19 protein-coding genes are annotated in these 22,599 nt (G+C 31.5%); 6 read left to right on the forward strand and 13 right to left on the reverse strand.

The features are described 5' to 3' along the window. Nucleotides 1-570: 570 nt before the first annotated feature. The 13 genes from ACFO3N_RS09430 to ACFO3N_RS09490 all read right to left on the reverse strand — a co-directional run bounded on the left by ACFO3N_RS09430 (nt 571) and on the right by ACFO3N_RS09490 (nt 14,592). Nucleotides 571-1,203, reverse strand: coding sequence for a hypothetical protein (locus ACFO3N_RS09430; protein ID WP_379797168.1), 633 nt, complete (start codon nt 1,201-1,203; stop codon nt 571-573). Nucleotides 1,204-1,304: 101 nt separating this feature from the next. Further along, a complete protein-coding gene (locus ACFO3N_RS09435; protein ID WP_379797170.1) occupies nt 1,305-5,153 on the reverse strand; it encodes a hypothetical protein in 3,849 nt (1,282 codons plus the stop codon). Nucleotides 5,154-5,155: 2 nt separating this feature from the next. Continuing rightward, nucleotides 5,156-8,164 (reverse strand): S8 family serine peptidase, encoded by a 3,009-nt coding sequence (locus ACFO3N_RS09440; protein ID WP_379797172.1) that lies wholly within the window; start codon nt 8,162-8,164, stop codon nt 5,156-5,158. A gap of 10 nt (nt 8,165-8,174) precedes the next feature. After that, nucleotides 8,175-9,392: a hypothetical protein gene (locus ACFO3N_RS09445; RefSeq protein ID WP_379797174.1), complete on the reverse strand. Its 1,218-nt coding sequence runs from the start codon at nt 9,390-9,392 to the stop codon at nt 8,175-8,177. Between the two features lie 132 nt (nt 9,393-9,524). Beyond that, nucleotides 9,525-10,016 (reverse strand): hypothetical protein, encoded by a 492-nt coding sequence (locus tag ACFO3N_RS09450; protein ID WP_379797176.1) that lies wholly within the window; start codon nt 10,014-10,016, stop codon nt 9,525-9,527. A gap of 27 nt (nt 10,017-10,043) precedes the next feature. After that, on the reverse strand, nt 10,044-10,496 hold the full coding sequence (locus tag ACFO3N_RS09455; protein ID WP_379797178.1) for a CHAP domain-containing protein: 453 nt from the start codon (nt 10,494-10,496) through the stop codon (nt 10,044-10,046). After that, the gene (locus ACFO3N_RS09460; RefSeq protein ID WP_083219804.1) at nt 10,493-10,780 is read right to left on the reverse strand and encodes a methyl-accepting chemotaxis protein; all 288 of its coding nucleotides are present in this window, start codon (nt 10,778-10,780) and stop codon (nt 10,493-10,495) included. The genes ACFO3N_RS09455 and ACFO3N_RS09460 overlap by 4 nt, the downstream gene beginning before the upstream one ends. 305 nt (nt 10,781-11,085) lie before the next feature. Next, a complete protein-coding gene (locus ACFO3N_RS09465) occupies nt 11,086-11,331 on the reverse strand; it encodes a hypothetical protein (protein ID WP_379797180.1) in 246 nt (81 codons plus the stop codon). 711 nt (nt 11,332-12,042) lie between these two features. After that, a complete protein-coding gene (locus ACFO3N_RS09470; protein ID WP_379797182.1) occupies nt 12,043-12,315 on the reverse strand; it encodes a hypothetical protein in 273 nt (90 codons plus the stop codon). Nucleotides 12,316-12,973: 658 nt separating this feature from the next. After that, a complete protein-coding gene (locus ACFO3N_RS09475; RefSeq protein ID WP_379797184.1) occupies nt 12,974-13,213 on the reverse strand; it encodes a hypothetical protein in 240 nt (79 codons plus the stop codon). A 238-nt stretch (nt 13,214-13,451) separates the two neighbouring features. Beyond that, entirely contained in the window at nt 13,452-14,162 is a 711-nt protein-coding gene (locus ACFO3N_RS09480; RefSeq protein WP_379797186.1) for a DUF3164 family protein, read from the reverse strand. Between the two features lie 21 nt (nt 14,163-14,183). Beyond that, complete coding sequence (locus ACFO3N_RS09485) at nt 14,184-14,462, reverse strand: hypothetical protein (protein ID WP_379797188.1); 279 nt, start codon at nt 14,460-14,462, stop codon at nt 14,184-14,186. After that, on the reverse strand, nt 14,455-14,592 hold the full coding sequence (locus ACFO3N_RS09490) for a hypothetical protein (protein WP_379797190.1): 138 nt from the start codon (nt 14,590-14,592) through the stop codon (nt 14,455-14,457). Before ACFO3N_RS09490 ends, ACFO3N_RS09485 begins: the two co-directional genes overlap by 8 nt. Nucleotides 14,593-14,901: 309 nt before the next feature. Between ACFO3N_RS09490 and ACFO3N_RS09495 the strand changes: the two genes are divergently transcribed. The 6 genes from ACFO3N_RS09495 to ACFO3N_RS09520 all read left to right on the forward strand — a co-directional run bounded on the left by ACFO3N_RS09495 (nt 14,902) and on the right by ACFO3N_RS09520 (nt 22,588). Next, nucleotides 14,902-15,585 (forward strand): S24 family peptidase, encoded by a 684-nt coding sequence (locus tag ACFO3N_RS09495; protein WP_379797193.1) that lies wholly within the window; start codon nt 14,902-14,904, stop codon nt 15,583-15,585. Between the two features lie 548 nt (nt 15,586-16,133). Then, nucleotides 16,134-16,295: a hypothetical protein gene (locus tag ACFO3N_RS09500; RefSeq protein WP_379797195.1), complete on the forward strand. Its 162-nt coding sequence runs from the start codon at nt 16,134-16,136 to the stop codon at nt 16,293-16,295. A gap of 193 nt (nt 16,296-16,488) precedes the next feature. Next, a complete protein-coding gene (locus ACFO3N_RS09505) occupies nt 16,489-16,866 on the forward strand; it encodes a GNAT family N-acetyltransferase (protein ID WP_379797197.1) in 378 nt (125 codons plus the stop codon). A gap of 678 nt (nt 16,867-17,544) precedes the next feature. Further along, nucleotides 17,545-18,102, forward strand: a complete 558-nt coding sequence (locus ACFO3N_RS09510; protein WP_095931264.1) for an RNA polymerase sigma-70 factor — start codon at nt 17,545-17,547, stop codon at nt 18,100-18,102. A gap of 113 nt (nt 18,103-18,215) precedes the next feature. Then, nucleotides 18,216-19,136 carry a FecR family protein gene (locus ACFO3N_RS09515; protein WP_379797199.1) on the forward strand — a complete coding sequence of 307 codons (921 nt, stop codon included), beginning with the start codon at nt 18,216-18,218 and terminating at the stop codon, nt 19,134-19,136. Between the two features lie 71 nt (nt 19,137-19,207). Beyond that, nucleotides 19,208-22,588 (forward strand): TonB-dependent receptor, encoded by a 3,381-nt coding sequence (locus ACFO3N_RS09520; protein ID WP_379797201.1) that lies wholly within the window; start codon nt 19,208-19,210, stop codon nt 22,586-22,588. The last annotated feature ends 11 nt before the right edge of the window (nt 22,589-22,599 follow it).

Here is a 22,599-nt window from a genome sequence, read left to right on the forward strand (position 1 = left end):
GCCTATAATCCTTGCATCTTTTTATTTCAATTTATTGATGCTTTGGATTTATAGAATGGCATCATTAATAGCACAGATAATTATTTGATCCCAACACACTTAGTGTGTATAAGTTTTCAGTTTTTTTAATCTATACTTTGATGGATTTTTGTTGTTGTTTTAACTTCACAAGGCAAATATGCGGTGGAATTTTTGCTTTAGAAATTAAGTGCAAGGATGCTGAACTCTTGTGTTTGCAGACTGTACAAAGTTGTACAGTCTATAAACACAGAATTATTTTGGAATTGTAAACTAGGTTGTGAATGGATTTTTATTTTACTACTTAGATATTACAGTTTTAATCTTTGAGATTTAATATGATCTTCAGATTAAATTTCTGTTACGAATAGAACAAAGTTCTCCATTTTGTGGTGTATTTCCTTAGAGGTAAATAAAAAGATATATAGGAAAAATGATTTAGTAGCAGGTTTATTTATTGTTCTAGCAATTAAAATTTTGTTTTCAATAAGTTAACAACAAAATGCTAGATTAAGAACCTGTAATGGACGAGTCTAATAATGTATATTTTTTTTAATAATCCCTACGTTTAAATGAGGGCAAATTTTCCTCATATTTATTTAAAATAGATCCGTCCAGACCATTTAAAACATAGATTACATTTTTTTTAATACGAGTATCTGGAAATGATATTATCCATGTTCTTGTGTTTTTAATAGTGTTTTTGCTAATTTGAATTGTAGTTGGTTTTTGTATTTCGAGTGGTATTTTGCTGAGAAAATTTAAAACATTTTTAAAAGTAAACAGGTAGCCTTCATCCCAATCTTTAATTTCTAAAAGATCTCCATTTTCATCATATTTATATGATTTACCAACATTAAATCCTAGCCATGAAGAAATCAATTTAGATTTAATATTTCCATTAATATAATAACTCTCATAGTAATCAAAATACTCATCTATGTTCTCAATAACATCTACAGTATTGTCAAAATTTACTTTTGTTTCTTTAATTTTAGTATTATTGTCATATTCATCTAAATGATAAGAATCATATGATTTATAAAAGTTTTTTTTTGAACTACTCTTTAATTTGTTAGAGGTAGTTAAAATATTTTCATCAGATTTTTTTAGCTTAAGCTTGTACTGATCGTATAAAGTTAAATCAACTTTTTTATGTTCTGAATTTAATTGTGATATTTTCATTTTAATAGTTGTATAGTTATATTTTGTTTTTTGACTATTACAAGACTCAATTGTTATAAGTAATAACAGAATAATTATAATTCTCATAATTAATTTCATTTTTATGGTTCTGGATCACTATATTGTTGAGCAATATTACCTTGCCAGTCATAAATAGAGATAGTTGGTAATCCGACAGCTAAGTTACTGTTATTAGTCGAATGGAGATCTGAATAGTCCATGATATTATCAGTAACCCAAGGTTTATAAGTGAATTTTGCAAATTGTGAAGCTTCATACGCAGTAAATGAATGTGGAACTTTTGCAGTGTGTAAAAACTCATGTGTTGAAGTAGAAGGGTAGATATTGGGAAAATCTACTAATTTATCTTTTGTATATGAATAGCCCGATAATGAACCGAAATTGCCTGAACTATCTAAATAGCCCCCCTTATCGTGAAAGAAGAATATTTTAAAATAATCGTCATATTTTGTACCTATTAAATTGGAGCTACCAGATATAGTTTGGGTTGTCAATTTAGTATACAAATAATTAACTACATCAAGTGCTGGAGTCCTCTCGTCATATCCTTTAATAACGCTTCCTGTTGAATTTGTGTGGACAAAATTTGAGTTAAAGAAGGTATCTGGTGTTGCAACTAAATCGATTTTTTCTATGTCTAATATCGGAGTTATGGATATTTGTCTTAAAAACATTTTTAAATTTTCAGCATGTTGCTTTATAGAAAAAGTTAAAGGTTTAATTGTTCCCGTTAAATTAGTAACAACATCTACTAGTAATACTTTCTTAGAGAATCTATTCGTTTTAAGGTTAGGTTTAACTCTAAGGATGCCAATTGTTCTACCTTTTCCAGAATTCCCATAAAATGCTATAACTTTCACTTCTTGCTCTACTCCAAATTCTTGTAAACATTTTACAGTAATGTCTAAATTATTGTTACCAATGGCTTTGGGTATTGTAAAAGCTCCCGTTGAAGTAGCAGACTTAATTTCAAGAATTGTTTTATCATACAATAGTTCTATTTTTGTAGGCTCAACAGAAAAAACGTTTATTACTAATTTTAAGTTTGCAACTCTATTTATATCGTCATCAAATATAGGCCCAAAAATAGGTTGTCTATCTAAATCAATACTAGAGCTAGAATTAGAAATATAAGGAGGATAAATGTTTAATAAAGGAACGTAATATTTTTCAATACTTTTATTTGTATTCCACTGAATAGGAAATGATTTATATTCTTTTTCTAATTTATTAAACATTTTAGGTAATGGTTTAAAATTACCTGTGTCTGTATTAGTATTAGTCTCAATTATTGTGTGTGCTGTATCTCTATATAATTTCCCTAAGAGATTCTTGTAATTTATATCTCCTGGAACCGGATTGCCATTTAATAATGTAGTATCTCCAAGCCTCATCCAGTCAAAACCAAATTCACCCACGTATGGTTGATTAATTCTAAAATCAGCCTTGGCCTGTGGATATTCTTCAAAAAATTCTTGAAATTCAGAGTAATCATTGGAAAAAAAATAGTTTCCATCAATAGTATAAACGTAAACATCATTTGCAGATGAAGGAAAATTAGTTACAATCAATCCTAAATTATCTTCATAACGAATTCCCACTTTAAATTTTTGAACATTTTGAGTAGAGAGATTTGGCGATGAGACCTCTTGTAGATGAAAATATACATTATCTGCATCAGAAGGTAAAAATTGAGGAGGAGCAGTTGCAGGAGGTACTGCCAATGGTACTGTTGTTTGTCCATATATTAATTTGTTATATTCCTCAGTGGTAATACCTAAATGAAAGTAACTGTTTTTTTTACTTAAACTTTCGTTATGAATTAGTGACAATGATTTTACTGTTACTCCACCATCATCAAATGTTCCTTTATAAACTGAGAAATTTACATCATTATAAACATTTAAAGCATATTGTTCTTGAGTCGTTGTTGTTGCAATGCCAGAGGTAATGGTATCAATATTTAAATGATTATATTCATCAGTATTATTACTGTTACGCTTTAATATTGCCATATATAATATTCGTTTTTTTCGTGGAGCTATTCCTGAGATTGCTGTTCCCTTTCCATTATCAAAAACAATCTTATTTTGAATAGAAGCAGCAACATCAAGTGAATCATCCAGATTTACCATTCTACTTTTGTCATAAGTTGCCCATGAGTTTAAGTTTTCTATTCCTGTAGTTGGTAATGAAAATGTAGTATTGAGATTTACAGGAAATAAATCATTGTAATAATTCTTTAGTGGGAATTCCTGTTTTAAATTACAATATATCATCAGGAATGAAGCGCATGATTTTGCTCCATTTATGGGGAACTTTATGTCAATTTGCTTGGTTTTATTAGTAAGATATTCAAATATTGGTGCTGAAGTTGAATTTATAACAAAATGAATATTTTGTACTGTGGAACCTGATGTTAGTTTAATGCTTGATTGTCCTGTTGCGGTTGGAATTCCAGCAATATATCCTGGAATTAATTGATGGCGTAAACCAGCTGGCAAGGTTCCTGAGATGGATGCATTATCCGGAATTTTAATTAACATATTCTCATTAACAAAGCCATCTTTGATGATTGGTTTTTCTATAAATGGATAGATTGAAGTTTTATTTTTTGGTGATATAATATCTATGGAAACATGTCTATCATATTCCGGAATTACAATATTGGCAAAATGCTTGTTAGGAGAAACAGAAGTATCCGTATTATACGTTCCATCACAAAAGTGGATGTTATAATCTAGATTTAAAGCTATTGTTTTATCATGAGGATTACTAGAAGTTGCAGTTAATTGATTAATAATTATTGGCCATCCTTTGGTTTCATTTAACTGTCCAGAGGGAGATAATCCGTATATCATTCTAGTAGCATCATAATAATTATAGCTTCTATTATTTTCTCCTTGCACATAAACGTATATATTATTCAATGTTTGGTACTTACTAACAATTTTATTAAAAATTTCGTTGTTTGTTTTTAATCCTGTCGAGTTACTACTTGTTTTAATAATTCCACAATCAATATGAGATCCCCAAAATGCAGCTGCATCCATGAATTGGTGAATGTATTCTTTGTATCTCTTAATTTTTGTATTGTTAATAGGGGAAGGAATATTTGCTATATCAAAGATGTGTTCTTTCTCTCTAGCAAATTTCAGGTCTAACTTAAAAAGTTCTTCTTGATTTTGTAATTGATAATCACCATAATCAAGCACAATATCTAGTCCAATCTCTCCAGTAAAATTACCTAAATGCTCTCCTGCTTTACACAATGGAATCTGGTAAGAAATAGTAGCTTCCTTTTTTGTAAAATAATTTTCAATGAAGATGTTGCCAGATTGTGTTTCATCATAACCAATTAAAGAGCAAGGAAATTCAGTAGGTGGAGGGAAATTTTCTCCAGTGCTTGGATCTTTTAATGATGTATTAAATGAAATATATTGATTCCATAATTTTTGTAAAAAAATAGGTTGTTTTTCGTCATTATTGACGACTGGTTTGAGAATATTATTGCCAATTAAATCAGCTTTGTTAATTCCTCTGTAAATAAAATATTTAATTTTAAGTGGTGCATAAGTATCAGATGGTTTTAAAATTAAATTTACTTTTGTGTCATCGTCTGTTTGAGGTTGTATTAATACTTGTCCATTGGCAATGGCAAAAACTTTGACGGGTGTCATGGTTGATGCTCGAACTTTTGATGTCGTTCTGAATTTTGTAGTTACATTATTTGTTTCTGTACCACAAGGACCAAATGCATCAGAGGCGTAATTTGTTGCAAGGATATTTGACAACAAGTTTTCATCTACAAAAAAGTGGGAAGTTGGCCCATACTCTGTTTTAGCAGTTGTTGTTGTACTATTGTAAAAAATCTCATTTTGAGTTTCTCCTGTATTTAATGTATATGTAAAATCGTATATTGTTGACATGCTTAAACAGTTGTGTTTATGATTTCTAATTTGATTTCGTCTTCGTCTTCGTTTATTGTTAACTTATGTGGAAAGATTATATTTTTATAACCGTCATCTAGAGATGCTGTTTCTTTTGGCGTTTGAAAAGTGATCCAGTCGTAGTTAGTGTTATCAACAATCCAATTAGTTTCCAATTTTTGAAGTGTTATTTCTTCAGTGGTCTGATCAGTTCTGTTTTTTCTAGTTGCTTTGATTTTTAAAGTTTCTAAATCTGAAGCTAAGACATTCTCCATGCTTAAATCAAAATTTTTTTCAGTGATATCGGAGCCAACTGTAATATTAAGAGACTTGTTTGGTATGTACGCCGAACCATCTGTCATCCCATTATGAATTACTAAAAGTTTTTTACAAGATAATTGTTTGTTATTTGTAATGTTATCTGTCATTACTTCATTATCTAATCCATCAAATGGAGCAATGTGAGCTAATATGTAAGCATTTTTTCTTGAGCCATTTAATTTAGGATTAAAAGTTTCCCAAAAAGGGGTGATTTTATTCCATTCAAATTCTATTGTTGCTTCACCGCCTGCTGGAATTACTGGAATTTCTTTGACTGATAAAAGCTTTACAGAATTTTGGTCATACCAATTATCTGGAAAAGAAAAAGTAGGATCTGGAACATCCGTAAAAGCGACCAAAATTCTTAAATCACATTCTTTAAAACTGTCTAAATTGCCTGTGTTTTTTACTTTTACGCAAATTTTATAATCTTTTGAGGTGTCTATTTGATGAAGAGGTTTAGCTAATGTTGGTTGGCTTGTAGTATCAGTTGACAATTTTACCCAAATGCCTAAATTTGTTAATTTATCTCCGATTTCCAATTTTGGTTTTAAGATATTAGCGGGTTGGGGGGATTTATGCCAATCTAAGGCTAATCGAACCGCCGCTTCCGCATTAACTCTACCTGTGCCAAAATAATCATTTGCATTGTAGTTAAAATTATATTTTTTAATGTCTGAAATTGTTTTGTAATTAGAGGGACCTGTAATTTTATCAGCAGTAATTTTTAAAATATGTTTTATTTCTGCAGCATTTAAATTTGGATTCACTGAGAGTAATAATGCAGATACACCTGAAACTATAGGCGCAGCCGCAGAAGTACCTCCAAAAGAATTGGTTAAATTTCCGTAAGCTAATGAATTCATTGTGTATTCATTTAAAGTAAGATCATCTTCGGTTTGACCTGCAGCGCTGAATTGACTGAATTTCAAATGTGCCATCGCTCCAGTGCCTTCAACAAACTCTAAATGCCTTTTGAACTTATTGCTATCGATATTAATTCTTACTTGTTGTCCTCCAAAAAAACCTCCAAAACTAGAGTCTGTAACGGGATAAAATTGCTGACCCATTTTCTTGATTTTTGCAAATATTTGGCCTGGGATTAAGGTTAAGTCCGTCGTTGATGATAAAGTTATTGGATTGACTAATGAAATTGTGTTATTTTTATAATCTGCACTATAGATATTAATAATTATGCCATTAGTAATATCTGAACCAGAATAAATGTAAGCCTTTTGTTTTGGAGATTGAAATTCTCCAATGCCTTTCATGTCATCAAGTCTTAATTGAGTTTGATGAATAAATGTTGCGGCTTTTTTGAAAACACAAATTTTCACAGGAGCATTAACAATTGTAAAATTAGTTGTCGAAGTCTTTAATTCATCCGTATATAAGATTGGGGAATCTAAAGTTACCAGAGTACGGAGATTTTGATTGACATTCGAGCTGTCTAAAGGTATTTGAACAGTAGAAACATTAGTAATAAATCTGGTTTCATGGAAAAAAGTTTTTGGATCCCCAATTTCAATTGACTGGCCAGGAAAAATTCCGTTAAAATTATCTTTTAAAACTAACTCTGTGGATGATTTTTTCTGTAGTACAGAACTTGTAAAAGCTTGATCTTCTTGTGCTATTTCTCCCGAATTCATCATTGTTGAAGAATAAATTTCGAGATCTTCTTTAGCTGATTTTCCTACAGGACAACTTGGGGCGCAAATGTCGATTCGATCACCTCTATTGGAATAAGTGGGATGATCTTCATCATATGGAAGTGGATTAGTTGTCGCTAAGTATTGATCTAGTTTATTTTGATCTAAAGTTACTTTAGAAGCAGCAACGATTAATGTTTTGTTGCTTAGCATAAAGGGACGATCAGGATTGCTTTCTTTTTCATTTCCGGCTGCAAATACTGTTAACACACCTCTTCCGTTTCTTCCATACGCAAATAATTCTTTCAATAAAAAATCTGTTATTCCTGGCGACATATAAGTGATTTTTGTGCCATTCATAGGATTACTCGGCCAAGAAAAACTACAGCTTATGATAGAACTTTTTTTAGAACTGTAGGCATTATTTGGATCTCTTGGACTATTTGGTATTTTTTTTTCAAGAAGGTCAAAATAACCTGAGCCACTAATTAATTTGCCTTTTGCATCTCTTATTACTTCATTTTGATAATATAAGGATTTAATATTTAGTCCTGTATATTCATTGATTCCAGATAAAATCAAAGAATTCTCAAACTTACCTAAGGCATTAATAATTTTAATATCGGGGCAAATTCCAGATACATTGTCATTATATATTTCATTTCCTGCAATAACGCCTGCAACACTAGTTGTATGGGTTAATGGTATTTTGCTATTTTCATCAGTTGTTAAATTTTCGTCATAATAGGAAGAATCAATTCTTTTTCTAAAAATTATTTTCTTGTCTCCAAATTCATTACGTAGATGATTATTTGGGCAGGTGTAGTTGTTGTTTTCTTCAATCGGAGATGAACTTTCAATGGGCGCATATTCAATAGATCCTTCCATTACTCCAACATAAAGATCGGGATCGCCAAGTTCATAGATTTCATAATTTGCGGATTCGCTAGTATTTGGACTTTCTAAGTTTTCTATTTTTTTTTGAATAATAACATCCCTGGCTTTGTCAAGTTTTATTATTCTCGTATGCCAATTTCTCATAATTTTTTCATTAATTTATTTCATAGTTATTTACCATATTAGACATCGAGAATTTCTGTTTTATAGCTTCACTGATTTTTTCATATTGATCGAGAATACCTAATCCTAAACCTTTATCGAAATCAAGTATTTGTTGTTGATTCTTTGAATTTTTAGTTTGATCAGTTTTTATGTTTTCTTCATATTTATTGAAAATATTTAACCAAGGAAACACTAAAAATTGATTAGGATAGGTGTAGTGTTTTCGAATTGACATTCCAAATTGATCTCGATTTGGTTGTTTCATTATTTCAACATTTTGAAAATTATAATAGAAGAAAACTTTTGAAGAATCAATGTTTGTGAAATAATTCTGTCGGTCTAAATGTTTAGTATATCGATTTCTGTATACTTTGTTTTTATCGTTAAAGGAATATTTATAGTATATTACAGAGGTAACATTTATTCCTTTAATGGTTTTAAGTTCTTTTATAATTGGATCATTAAATCTTTTAAATTTTTGTGAGTTTGTTTTTCTAATATAAAATGCTATTTGCTTTGCTGTAATTTTATAATCTCTATCATCGGCATCATAGAATTCAGATGTACTGTATCCTTTGATTAATGGAAGAATGAATTCTGTAGCTCGCAGTATATTGAAATTTTTAATAAAAGGATAAGCTTCTTTTTGAGATGAAGCCTCATTTCTAAATATGAATGGAATATTCTTATTTTTTTCCAATTCAAAGTATGGATTAACAATTTCTATTTTTAGATTTAACTTACTAAGTTCGTTAGTGATAAAATCTTTAAAAACATTATAATCGATTTGATCAGTTGAGAATATTGCTATTTTATATGGATCTTCAATATAGATATCCTGAATAGAATTTTTATAAGTATCAGATTCAAAATCATAAGAAACATTCAAAGGATCATAAAGCCTCAACTTCAACTCTTCAGGTAGTCCTTCAATATTTTGATATCCCTTCTCATTATATTTTTTGTGGTAAGCCATTATCGTACTATACCCAGTAGGTATTTCATCAAAATAATAAAACTTACCCTTCTTGTCGTACAGACCAATGATTGGAGGAATTTCAAAACCTTCAAGAGTTACTTTTGCATCATCAATGTTCTTTCCTGTTTCAGCATCTTCAAGATAGATTTTTATTTGGTGAGTCTCTTTTTGCTGCGCAGAGATAAACAATGATAAGAAAGAGAAAACGAATGTAAAGAGCTGTTTCATAGTAGTGTGATATTGTTAAATTGATTTGAGGCAAATTCTGTTTAAAGCGTTCTAGTTTAGCATTGAAGCTCATCAAAGCTAATTTAATAACAATAATCAAAAATCTAACCAATTTATATCATTATACACTTGTTAAAATAAATGATAAAATCTCCTGATAAATCTTAAGACATAGTAAACCAACACCAACAGAAAAATCCTCCCCAACCAAATCTGTACCTTTTGCCAGAAAGTTAAATAATTGACAAATTTTGTGGTGTTGATGGTTTTTACTTCGGTTTCTTTTACCTGTTGCGATTTCCAGCGGGCGTAGAGTTCCTGCTCTTTGAGTTCGCAGTCTACATTAAGTTTGTTGTTATCAAGACGAACCTTTGGGCTTTTTAATGTACGCCCTGGTTCGGCTTGAATAACATTCTTAACAACTACTTTTCCGTTTTGGCATTCGAGTAATGCTTTGAAAGAACTGCTGTCTTTCTGAATTTTAAAAACAGTATCATGCACTGTTTCTTTGATTGTGATCGTTTTGGTTTTTTCTTCGCTTAGAACCGGCTTCGGGCTTTTGCACGAAACCAGAACTAAGACTGAAAAAAACAAAAAAACAAGACGTTTTAAATTATTCATCATAAATTATATTTGTTTACTAAGTGTGTTTTAGAGTCTTAAAAAGCCCTTAATGCTTTTAATTTCCCTTTTTCTGCGGGCTACTTTATAGCCTTCTCGGCCTCCCATATCGTTTGTATTGCCTTCAATGGTGTAGATAAGACTTCCGGCAACTTTATCGACAATTCCGGCATGACCTGTCCCGTTTTTAAAGTCGATGATAAAAACATCACCGGGCTGAGGTTCTTTTTTGACTAAAGTTTTGCTTGAGTTGTACTGGTCTAATACGCCTCCAGTTTTCTTTAAAGGATTTTTGACTCCCAATTGCAATGCCGCTTTTTGAGTACACCAGTAAACAAAAGCCATGCACCAAGGATATCCTTTTGCGAGTCCGACACTTCTTAAATAAATCTCGACTTCTGGACCAGCATTGCTGTTTCGTGGCATTTCTTCAACGCCAACCTGAGCAATTGCAGTTTCTAAGGTTTTTTGGGCTAATGTCATTGTTGCTTTCCGTTTAGTTGTTTAAATTTTTGAAGCTCATCCACCAATTGCTGGTTTATGAGCATGAGCTCTTTGTGTTGTATTTCCATTTTTTTGATGGTTTCGGTTGCGGAGGTCAATCGAGCGGTAAGGTCATCGAGTAAGTCACGATAATATTTTACGGCGCTCACGGCATTGTCAAGTTCGGCAGCTCGGTCTTCGGCTAATGATTTCCTCATTGAGAAAAACCAAGTAATAAATGCGGCAAAAAATGCGGTTAGAGTGGGGTATAGAAACTGTTCCATTAGTGTTTTGAAAAATAGGTGTTAGGATTAAAATTTGTTTTGAGAAACAGCTTGAAGTATTGTTTTGTGGAAGAAATCTGGCCTTAATTTTCTGTAGTAATTGCTGTAGCTGTTTCCTTTTGTGGGTACAAAGATTGCCTTAAAAAATCGGTAAAAAAAACGAATGAAAGGCGCTTAAACACTTGTATTCTGGTGCTTTACAGAGTTGTTCAGTCAACGAACAAGAGCTGTTTTTACTGAGGAAAACACCGCATCTTTGCAGAGCGATTCAGATAAAATAGCAGTAGTCAATTTGGTTTTGCTACTTATAAATTCTTTGTCTGATTCGAGATCAGTTCTTCTATTTTTTTGAGTTCAGATGTTATCGGAGTACAAAGAATCTCATACAAAGTGGTACGAGAAATAGGGTAGACAGGATAAATATATTTACGCCAAACTACAGTAGTAGGAATATCTTCTGTTTTGTGTTTTTGATACAATTCTTTGATAAGCTTATAGCGTAAAAGTTTATTTTTTTGGATGCCCAGACTTCTGTTAATAGATATTGCCATAATGAAAGAAATAAAATGATTTGAAAGAATTGTTTTAGATTAAAGAAATACAGCCATTTGAGGCTTAAGAATAATTATAAATGCATTACAGATAACCAAAACCATTTGATCCTAATATATCAATGGCGACTCTCTCCTAATGCCGAAAATCGTCTGGAGCTTCGTCCTGAAGTCATTCTTGCATAAGCACTTAATAATTTAAGTCAGCAGAGTCCGCACGACAATTTTGTTCCTGAGTTATAAACATGGAACATCCTGGGAAAAAGAATGGTTTTGAGTTATTTGATTAGGGCAGAAAACGCCCGCTTTTCGGTTCCTGATTTTCTTAAAATAAGTTAAGAAAACAGGAACCTTTTTTATTTACTCCAGTTTGAAATGTGGTTTTAAAAACTGTTGGGTTCTAAGTGAAATGAGAATCGTATGAAACATTATCTGTTTCAATAAGAAATAGTAGATTTTAACAAAGTCAATTTAGAATTTGATCGCTTTTATGATCTGTGATTGGTCTTGTTTTTACGCTCCTTTTTGTTTGGCTTAAAAGTTGAATTTATTTTGAAATTGATCCATTCGCGAAAATCCAATATCGGTTTTAAATTCGTTGCAATTAAAAGGGCTCCTAAAAGGAGAGAAGCGTAAATTTCATGGTTTGGCAGCATTGATTTAGTGTTTATAGGTTGCTTTTGGGAAATTTTAATTGGTCTTTTTCTTTGGTTATGATTTCTCTTCTTCCATAAAAGGATCTTCATAATAGGGCGTAAAATGAAATTTCGTTACAAGATTTGTAACGTTTTTTACTTTATTTTCAAGATCTAACGAAATAGGGCGAGGTTCTGCTTCCGGATTGTCTAAAATGTGCATCCATTGAAAACGCTCTTGATTAATGCAGATTCGTTCTCCAGCAGTAAACGTTTTGATTTTCTCCGAGCAAAACTGAAGTGCAACATAAAGTTGTGCAATACGTGCCTTAATTTGTTGTCTATTCATGTTTTCGCAATTGTAAAATAGTTCGTAATTTTTTTAGATCGTATTCAATTAGGCATCTTTCAGCGCTGTTAGGATTTTTAACCAGCCAAGATTCTAGTTCCTGTATTTTTTCTATAATTTGAGAAATAGTCATTTTAATTTAGGATTTAAGATGAAGAGACTTTTTTGCATAAATGAGTTTAAGATTTAGGATATTTGGATGTTGTTTTTTGTAAATGAATTGTCTTAAATTTTTGCAGATGGAGAAGGTTGTTTCAAATCGTGAAATCAGAAAAAATGAAACTTTCTTGATTCACGTTGGAAGAAGTTAATTAGAAGCTTTTTTATAAATAAAGATAAAATAAACCAGTACGTTTAAGAAAAACGTTTTAAGATCGAAATCGAGTTTTGTTTAGAAGAAAAAGCCTGTAAAAATAAATTGTTACAGGCTTTTTCTTTGATTAAAATGTCAAAAGAACGTATTTTCAATACAATGATTTTTAAATCTATTTAGATGATTTTTTGATTCCATTTTTTATAAATGAATCTAGTTGAGAGAGCAAAGATGCGAGCTTTAAATGCTTAAAAAAAGTCAATGCAAGGTGTGTGAACACCAATGTTCGAAGTTTTTACAGACTTGTACAGAAAGCAATTTTAATAGCCAATTTATGAGATGTAATTAGGAAGCCATTTTTTGGCTCAATTCTTCGATTTTTTTCAATTCGATTGTAATAGGAGTACACAGAACTTCGTACAATGTGGTTCTTGAGATAGGATAAACGGGATAGATATATTTACGCCAAACAACTGTAGTTGGGATATCTTCCGTTTTGTGTTTCTGATATAAATCTTTTATAAGTTTATATCTAAGTAATTTGTTTTTTTGAATTCCGAGACTTCTTTGACTTGATACTGACATGGTAAAATGATTAAAATGATGAAATAATGAAGTGTAGTAATTTGTGGTGTTTGGTTGAAATTAATTACCTAAAAAAGAATTTTGAGATCTGTTTTTAACTTTGTTTTTGAGTTCATTTTTATATTGTTTGTACATCGTGCTTATTTTAAAATTTAACCATTCATGAAACATAAGAATAGATTTCAGATTGGTTGCAATTAATAAAATTGCTAAAAGTACTGATGCGTAGATGTCGTTATTAGGCTGCATTTATGTGTTCGGTTTGTTGGTTAAAAAAATTGAAAACATATCCGTGAATAAAATCAACTGAAGACATAGATAGCGGAATATTTGTTCTTGTTCCGTTTTCGTTTATTGTGCTTGCTTCAATAAACCAGCTTGAACGAATGGGTTTAAATGCTGAAGCAATAATTTCGACGCCATCTGTAAATTCTTCATCATTAAATTCTTTAGTAAGTTTTTGTAATTCAAGAACTCTTGAGCCTTTTAAGTTTCCTTTAGCGTCTTTTTTCAAAAGATTGAAAACAATTTTCACTAGCGAGGCAGTCTCTTTACTTGTAGAAAGTGATGCGATGTAATTTTGCACTTTTTCAATTCCGATCGTTACAGTGTCGTCCCAGCCTTCATTAATTCGATATCCTATTGTAATTTCTTCTTTTTCATTAGAAAATGTATGAGACATTTGTTTTTCTTTAAAGCCATAAACTTGGTTTTTTAAATCTAAAATTGTTTCAAAAAGCTGAAATGTTTCTGTCTTTACATTCTGAATCATTTCTGAGGTTTTTTTTAGTTTTAAAAGTGCTTTAGGAATCGTTTCTGCGACTAATTTTTTATAAGCATCTCTTTCTTGGTTTTTTTTGCTTTCGACTCTAATTAAAGCTTCTTTTAGCTGTTTAGCTGAAAATTGAGACAAGTCGATTGTTTGGTTGCTGATCATTGAAGTGTTCATAGTTAATTGGTTTTTAAGTTTTTAGGATGTGGTAATAATCTCTTCTTTAAGCGGATCTTCATGATAAGGCTTAAAATTGTATTTCAGAGCCAGTTTCGAAACTTCTGTAATTTTGTTTTCGATAACCGATGAAACAGGTCTTGGGATCGCGTTTTCATTTTCTAAAATGTGCATCCACTGAAAACGTTCCTGATTAATGCAGATTCTTTCTCCAGCTGTAAAAGTTTTAATTTTTTCAGAACAAAACTGTAGAGCTAAATAAAGTAGTGCAATGCGTTGTTGAATTTGTGTGTTACTCATGATTTTCTTTTAATTGATTTTTTAATTTTTTAATGTCAGATTCGATTAAATTTCTTTCTGGGCTATTTGGATTTTCTATCAGCCAATTTTCCAGTTCCTGAATTTTCTCTTTGATTTGAATTGCTCCCATTTTTAATTCGGATTAAAGTTTTGATGGTATTTATTGTTTTTAGAATTTTTATGAATGATTATTTTTGAACTCGTAGTATTTTCCATTCTTTTTAGGTTTTAGGGTAGTATTTTTCTATTTTAGGATAAGATTATTTTTATTATTGTAAATCAGTTGTTTGTGATGTGTTTTGAATAGTTTGAATTTATGTTTTACCAATAAAATGTGTTTTAACCTATTGTTTTTCAATTTTATTTTTCTTTACTTTGCAAATATAATGTAAAATAATACATGAAAACAAATTTTTAACGTAAAATAATACATCTTTTTATGGGGTCAACGGAAAGAGTGCGGGAATATCTTGATTATAAAGGGATTAGTAAGTATAAGTTTTGTAATGATTTAGGATTTTCTAATAAGTTTTTAGATAATAGTAGCAATATGGGAACAGATAAGGCGTGTAAAATATTACACTACTATCCAGACCTCAATTCAGAGTGGCTTTTGACAGGAAATGGGCCTATGATTAAAGAAGAAAATACTAGCGTTGTGGTTATGAATAGTGATAGAAAAACAGTCGATTCGCTTCATGCAAATCAAGAAATACCGTTGTATGATTTAGAAGCGGTTGCAGGTTTAAGAGAACTTTTTAGCAGCGGAGAACCGCAGAGAATTCTGGATACAATAAAAATTCCGAACCTGCCAAAATGTGATGGAGCAATTTCTGTAACAGGAGACAGCATGTATCCGTTATTGAAATCGGGAGATATTATATTGTATAAGGAAACAGAATTTGAAAATATCTTTTTTGGCGAAATGTACCTTTTAAGTGTAAAACTAAATGATTGGGAAGAATACATTACCGTAAAATATGTTCAAAAGTCCGAACAAGGGCAGGAGTATGTAAAATTGGTAAGTCAGAATTCCCATCATCAGCCAAAAGACATTCATATTTCAAAAATATCAGCTTTGGCATTAATAAAAGCAAGCATACGTATTAATACGATGATGTAATTTTTTTAATTGAAAAAAAATTAAGATTAGGGTATACGCACTATGCTATTTTAAAGGGATTAAACAAAGTTGAAATATTCTAAAATTCCGAAGACTTAACAAGAAATTTGCAAACTTTTATTATTGTTATATATTTGTTTTCTTGCGGAGTTTTAGATTATTTTTTACAAATAATTTTTCTTGTTTAACAATTACTATTTAATGTCGATAATGCTTTTTTATAAGTTATAACTTGTTTTTTTTTTTATTTTGTAGATACTATTCAAATATTAAATTTCATATGGTTTATTATTTTGTTTATTAATCAATCAATTCCTTTAAAAACAATACTTTACCACTTTTTATTGTTTTGTTTTACACTTCATTTTTTAATAGTAAATAAAAAATGGAAAAAATGTCTTGATAAATGTATGTTTTATACATGTACATTTTGTATGTTTGTCAAGTAAAACCACATATTTTTCTTATAAAAAAGAAGATATTGAAGTCAGCGCATTTTAAAATGTGGTTTTCCGTACAAACAATTTATTAATCAAATATCCATCACAATGGCAAAACCAATCAAAAATACTCCTGTTTTAAGAGGTAAAGAAGCCATTAACTTTTATAAATCTATTGATTCTAATAGAGATAAAAAAGTTAGTGTTGATACTTTGAATTCAATTAGAACTGACGCGAGTAAATTAAAAGAAATTCTAAAGGTAAATTAATGCCTTTAACTGGTTTCTCATTTTCTAAATTAAATTCTACAACAAACATTCTTCCTTTTGAATGTGGAGACGACGATTTGAATAGCTTTCTTAGCAATAAAGCTATTCCTTATAAAAAAGAACTTTTGGCTACCACATATTACTTGAAAGTCAGGATAAAACTATTGCTTATTTAAGTATTTACAATGATGCTTTGGCTGTCCAGGAAAAAGATTTTGCTTCAAAAGGCGCTTTCAAGAGATTATTAAAAGAAATGCTTTCTCACCCTAAAAGGCATTTACGACAATTCCCCGCAATTAAAATTGGAAGATTGGCAGTATGTGAATCAACAAAAAAAGAAAGAAAAGGAATTGGCAGAGCGTTAGTGAATTTTGTTATTGATTTAGCATTAGAACAAAACAACAATTGCGCATGTCAACTAATAACTGTTGATGCTTATAGTCAATCGCTAGATTTTTACACAAAACTAGGCTTCAAGTTTCTTACGGATAGTGATGAAGGAGATGATACAAGACAAATGTATCTTGACCTTAGACCGCTAATGAATACAGCGTATGATATATCTGCATAGGAAAAGAAAACTTTCCAGATGCTTACATACAAGCCCTTGTGTTTTAGATAAATATAATGTGATATACTAGGTATACCATATCAAAATAAAAAAGCTTTAGCCAAACTTTTAAGTTTGGCTAAAGCTTTTTCGCGTTTTTTGCAAACAAATCTATTTTAAGCTGAAATCGGAAATAGTTCTTTTTTTGCAGAATTCAGTTTTATATGGAAAGGTTTAAATTATAATATTCTCATAAAAGTGTTTTTTCTCATTTCTGGAATTCTTCATTTTTTCTTTTTATTGCTGCAAAATGAAATTTTTTTAGAGTTTGAAATATGCTTTTAAAGCATTCCCATTAATTATTTGTTAAGTGGTTTTTCGGCTTAATGCTGCTTTTTATAAGATAAAGATTGTTATATGAAACTGCATTTTTCATTTTTTACTCCAAATACTACAAAGTCTTATTTTACAACTTTCTTTCGACTTCAAATGTTAATAATATGTTTCGTTTTGGAGGGGTTTTATTAATGTAAACGTAACCTAATCAACCTACCCCTAGGTTTAATTTTGGAGACATATAAGAAGAACCCAATACTTTGTATATGCCAATTTTTAAACAGCAGGATCATTATCAAAACAAAATCAGAAAAAGTGTTTTGGCTCACGCTTTTCATTTGATTAATCATAAAATAATGAATCATGTATAAGAAGTTTACAGACGAAGAACTTGTCGAATTATTAAAATCGGGCAAGGATAAAGCTTTTGATGAACTTTATTTTAGATATCGAGATCTGTTAGTTCGATTTGTATATCTACGAATGAAATCGATTGCCATTTCTGAAGAAATTGTGCAGGAAGTTTTTACCACTATTTGGGAAAGACGAAAAACAATTGTGATCCAGAAAAGTTTTGCGGCCTACATCTACACTTCGGTTCGCTACATGACTTTAGATTACATCAAATCGCACGAAGTTACCGACCAATACATTCAGGAAGTTTTAGATAAGAATACCGTTTCGCAAACCAGTTATAATGCGATCGAGGATTCTATTTATTATGACGAGTTGAAAAAAGCGGTTGACGAGGCGGCATCGTTACTTCCTAAAAAATCAAAAGAGGTTTTTATTCTTAGCCGTGTAAAACATTACACCAATAAAGAAATCGCCGAAGAATTGAATGTTTCAATCGAAACCGTAAAATACCATATTACATATTCGCTGAAATTCATGCGAACTTATTTGGGCGAATTCAATTAAAAGTAAACTTCAGATTAAGAACTCAGCTTTTTTCTTAACAGAAGCGTAACCTTTTGCGCCTACCTAAAATTACAATTCCCAAGACATACTATTAAAGACATAAAGAAATTATAATGCCTGAAAATTCAAATAACGAAATCAAAAATTTTTTAGAAGGAAAGTATTCTCCGAAAGGACAAGAAATGTGGAATAAATGGTACGATCGTACAGATGATTTTTTTGATAATATGGAAATGGTTCAATCAGACCGTTCTAAACTTAAAAAAGAATTAAGACAAATAAAGAATACTAATAAAGTTATTTCTCTTTCATACAAAAACTGGGCTATTGCGGCTTCTTTGGTTTTCTTAATCGGATTATCGGTGTTTTTTTATCAAACATCAAATGCCATTGAAAGCAAACAATTTGCCGTAAAACTAGGAGAGCATGCCAAAATAGAATTAAGTGATGGAACAAAAATCTGGCTAAATGCAGGAAGTGTTCTTAAATATCCTACAGCATTTAAAGGAGATACAAGAGAAGTGTATTTAAGCGGAGAAGCTTTTTTTGATGTAGCCAAAGATAAAAAGCATCCGTTTATCATTCATACTAATAAAATGGATACCAAAGTTCTCGGAACCAGTTTTAATGTTCAAGCGTATCCAGATCAAACGACACAAGAAGTTTCGGTTGCAACCGGGAGAGTAAATGTGAAATCGACTGTTACAGAAGAAAATGTGTATGTAACTCCAGGGCAGAAAGTGGTTTTTAAATCTCAAGATAATAAGCTTCAGTCTTTTAAAGATATTCCGGTAAATGCCATTTCGTTATGGCGAAAAAATATTATGGTTTTTGAAGAAACGCCTTTGCCAGAAGTTGTGGCCACAATTAATCGCAATTACAATGTTTCAATAGAAGTCAAAAATAAAAACTTAAACGCTTTAAAGATTAGCGCCTATTTTAAAGAACTGCCTGCCGATCAGGTAATTGGGTTGGTGTGCAATATCATCAATGCCCAATATAAAATGGACTCAGGGGTTTACAAAATTGAGTAATTCTTTAAACAATAAAAATAAAACTACGTAGCAAACTAATAAACAAAACAATTACACTAAATCTAAAAACTATGAATGAAAAACAAATGCGGTATGCCGCAAAATGGCAGAGCATAAGGACAATAGGAGCAAAATTATTCCTGTTTATGACTTTGTTTTTTGCTGCACTAACAGTAAAAGCCGGGAATGTTGACATTAACAAAAGAGTGACTTTAAAAGTTGACAATGAGAGTATAAAAAATATATTTCAAAAAATTGAAAATCAGGTTGATGTGCATTTTATGTACGAAAGCAGCCAAGTAAATGCCAATCAGAAATTAAGTTTAAAACTGAATAATGTAACGCTAGAACAAGCGTTGGATAAAATTTGCGGTAATGTACTTAGATATGAGATCGTTAGCAACAATGTCGTGATTAAGAAAAATCAGAAAGTTGCTTCTGCAGACCAAAATAAAATTATTGTTTCAGGAACTGTTATAGCAGGAGACGATAATATGCCTTTGCCAGGTGTCGGGATTAAAGACAAAGGTTCGGATGCCGCAACAGCAACAGATTTTGACGGAACTTTTAAATTGGAAGTAAACGCTTCTGAAGCAACGCTTATTTTTTCTTACGTTGGGTATGTAACGCAAGAAGTAAAAGTTACAGGTACGCAAACCATTAATGTAAAATTGGCTGCCGATGTAAAACAGCTTCAGGAAGTTGTGGTAATGGGTTACGGAAGCGTGAAAAAAAATGAAGTTTTAGGAGCTGTTGGTTCTGTTTCTATGAAGGAAACTTCAAGCAGAACGTACAACAATGCTGCCGAACTATTGCAAGGAACTGTTGCCGGAGTTACCGTAATCAATGATGGTGGAGATCCTACTGCTTCGCCAACAATCAACATTCGTGGTATTGGATCTTTGAATGCTGAAACGCCTCTAATTGTTTTGGACGGAATTATTTACAGCGGTTCTTTAAATACTATAAATCCAAATGATATTGCATCGATAAACGTTTTAAAAGATGCGGCTTCTGCAGCAATCTACGGTGCGAGAGCTTCTGGCGGGGTAATTTTAATTACTTCTAAAAAAGGTGTTTCAGATAAAATTAATGTAAATGTAAACTACCAAGGAGGTTTTCAGAATGTAGCCAAAAAACTAGAGGTTTTAAACGCTGCAGAATATGCTGATGCTATGAATCTTGCAAGAGATAACGCAGGTTTGCCTAGAATTCCTGCTTTCGATCCTGCATTTGAACCAACTGCAAGAACAACAAAAACAAACTGGATGGATGAAATTTTCCGTACAGGAGAAATTCAAGATCTATCGCTTTCGGTAAACGGAAAAACAGAAAAATCTAATTTCTTTCTTTCTGGAAGTTATAGAAAAAACGAAGGTATTTTGCTAAATACGTATGGAGAACGTTATACGGTAAGAGCAAATTCTTCTTTTAAATTGGCTGACAATTTCACAATTGGAGAAAATATTTCGTACTCCTTAACTGATGGTCAGACTGCTAATACGTCAAGTTCGTATACAGGAGCAATTCAAGCAGCGATTTTGTATCCGCCAAACGCAACGATTTATAGAGAAGATGGTTCGGGGCAATTTGGCGGTGTTCCAGAAAAATATATTGGTTCTTACGGAGACGTTATCAATCCGGTAGCGTATTTGAAAAGATTAGACAATAAAAACCCAATTTCTACCATTTTGATCAATCCGTATGCAGAATGGGAAATTGTTCCAGGGTTAAAAGTAAAATCGAACTGGGGTTATACTAGAATTCAAGATAATGCATCAGACTTTACAGTAAAAGTTACAGAACCAGGAAAAATCTTTGATTTTAACAGATTGACGCTGAAAAATATAACAACTACAGATTTATTGAGCGAGCAGACTATTTCTTATGAGAAATCATTTGGAAAACACAATTTGAAAGCTTTAGCTGGTTATACATATCAAGAAACTAAAAGAGATTTTTATACTGTTGAAGGAACTGGTTTTGATAACGAAGATCCATCGCAACGTTATTTATTGAATGCAAAATTGATTCAGCAGACAGCAGCAGGAAGATCAGATGAAATTATTTCTTCTTATGTAGGAAGAATTAATTACGATTTCAATCAGAAATATTTAATCTCTGGAATTGTTCGTCGCGACGGAACTTCAAAATTATTAGAAAATAACCGTTGGAAAGTGTATCCTTCTGTTTCTGCAGGTTGGTTAATTTCTGAAGAAAATTTCATGAAAGGTATCGAGCCAATCATCAGTAATTTAAAACTTCGTGCAAGTTGGGGACAAATTGGAAACTTAGGAAACCTTGGACCATATCAATTTAGTGTGCCTTTGGTACAAACTCAAGCTTTAATTGGAGCAGTGCCATCAATTAATTATGGTTATGCTGAAAGCGAATTATCAAACCCGAATTTAAAATGGGAAAGCTCTGAGCAGACTAATATTGGTTTAGACTTCACTATGCTAAATAATAGTTTAGTAGGATCTGTTGATGCTTATGTAAAGAAAAACAAAGACATGTTGGTTCGTGACCAATTGCCAGGAGTTTCGGGAACGCCACAAGGAAGAATCGTTAACTCGGGAGATGTTGAAAACAAAGGTATCGAGGTAAGTTTAACCTATCAAAAAACTCGCGGAGAATTTAAATTTGATGTAACGGCAAATGCTGGATTCTTAAGCAATAGAATTGTTTCGATCAAAGACGATTTGAATTCATTAGAACCACTTGGTTTAAGCAGAGTTCGTAGTTTGCCGTTAGCGAATATTTACCAAGTTGGTAGCCCAGTTGGAGCTTTCTACGGATATGCTACCGATGGATTATTCCAAAGCAATGATGAGGTGAAAGCTTTTGTAAACAAAGATGGCGTAATGTATCAGCCAAATGCCGTTGCTGGAGATATTAAATTTAAAGATGAAAACGGAGATGGTGTAATCAACAATAGCGATAGAGTAGTTTTAGGAAGCCCTTTCCCAAAGACAACGTATAGTTTGAATGCCAATTTCAGATATAAAGGATTCGATATGAATGTCTTTTTCAGCGGAGCTGCAGGAAATAGCGTTTTCAATGCAGTAAAACATACCGGTTTAAATGCTTCTTTCCCAGGTTACAATTTATTGTCTGAATCAAAAGAAGCTTGGTCGCCAACAAATACGAATACCAATGTTCCGGTTCTTTCTTCAACAGATAACAATAACAACTTTGGACGTATTTCTGATTTATACATTGAAGACGCTTCTTTCTTAAGACTGAAAAACGTTTCGATTGGGTATACAATTAAAGAAAGCTGGCTGAACGGAAAAGCAAAATTGAGATTCTTTATTTCTGGACAAAACTTATTTACAATCACGAAATATTCTGGAATGGATCCTGAAGTTGGTCTTAAAAACTTCGGAATGGATTTAGGACGTTATCCGCTTTCTCGTATTTACATGACAGGTGTTAACGCAACTTTTTAAAAAATAAAAAA

This window comes from Flavobacterium chungangensis (assembly GCF_042654045.1).
Lineage (GTDB): Bacteria > Bacteroidota > Bacteroidia > Flavobacteriales > Flavobacteriaceae > Flavobacterium > Flavobacterium chungangensis.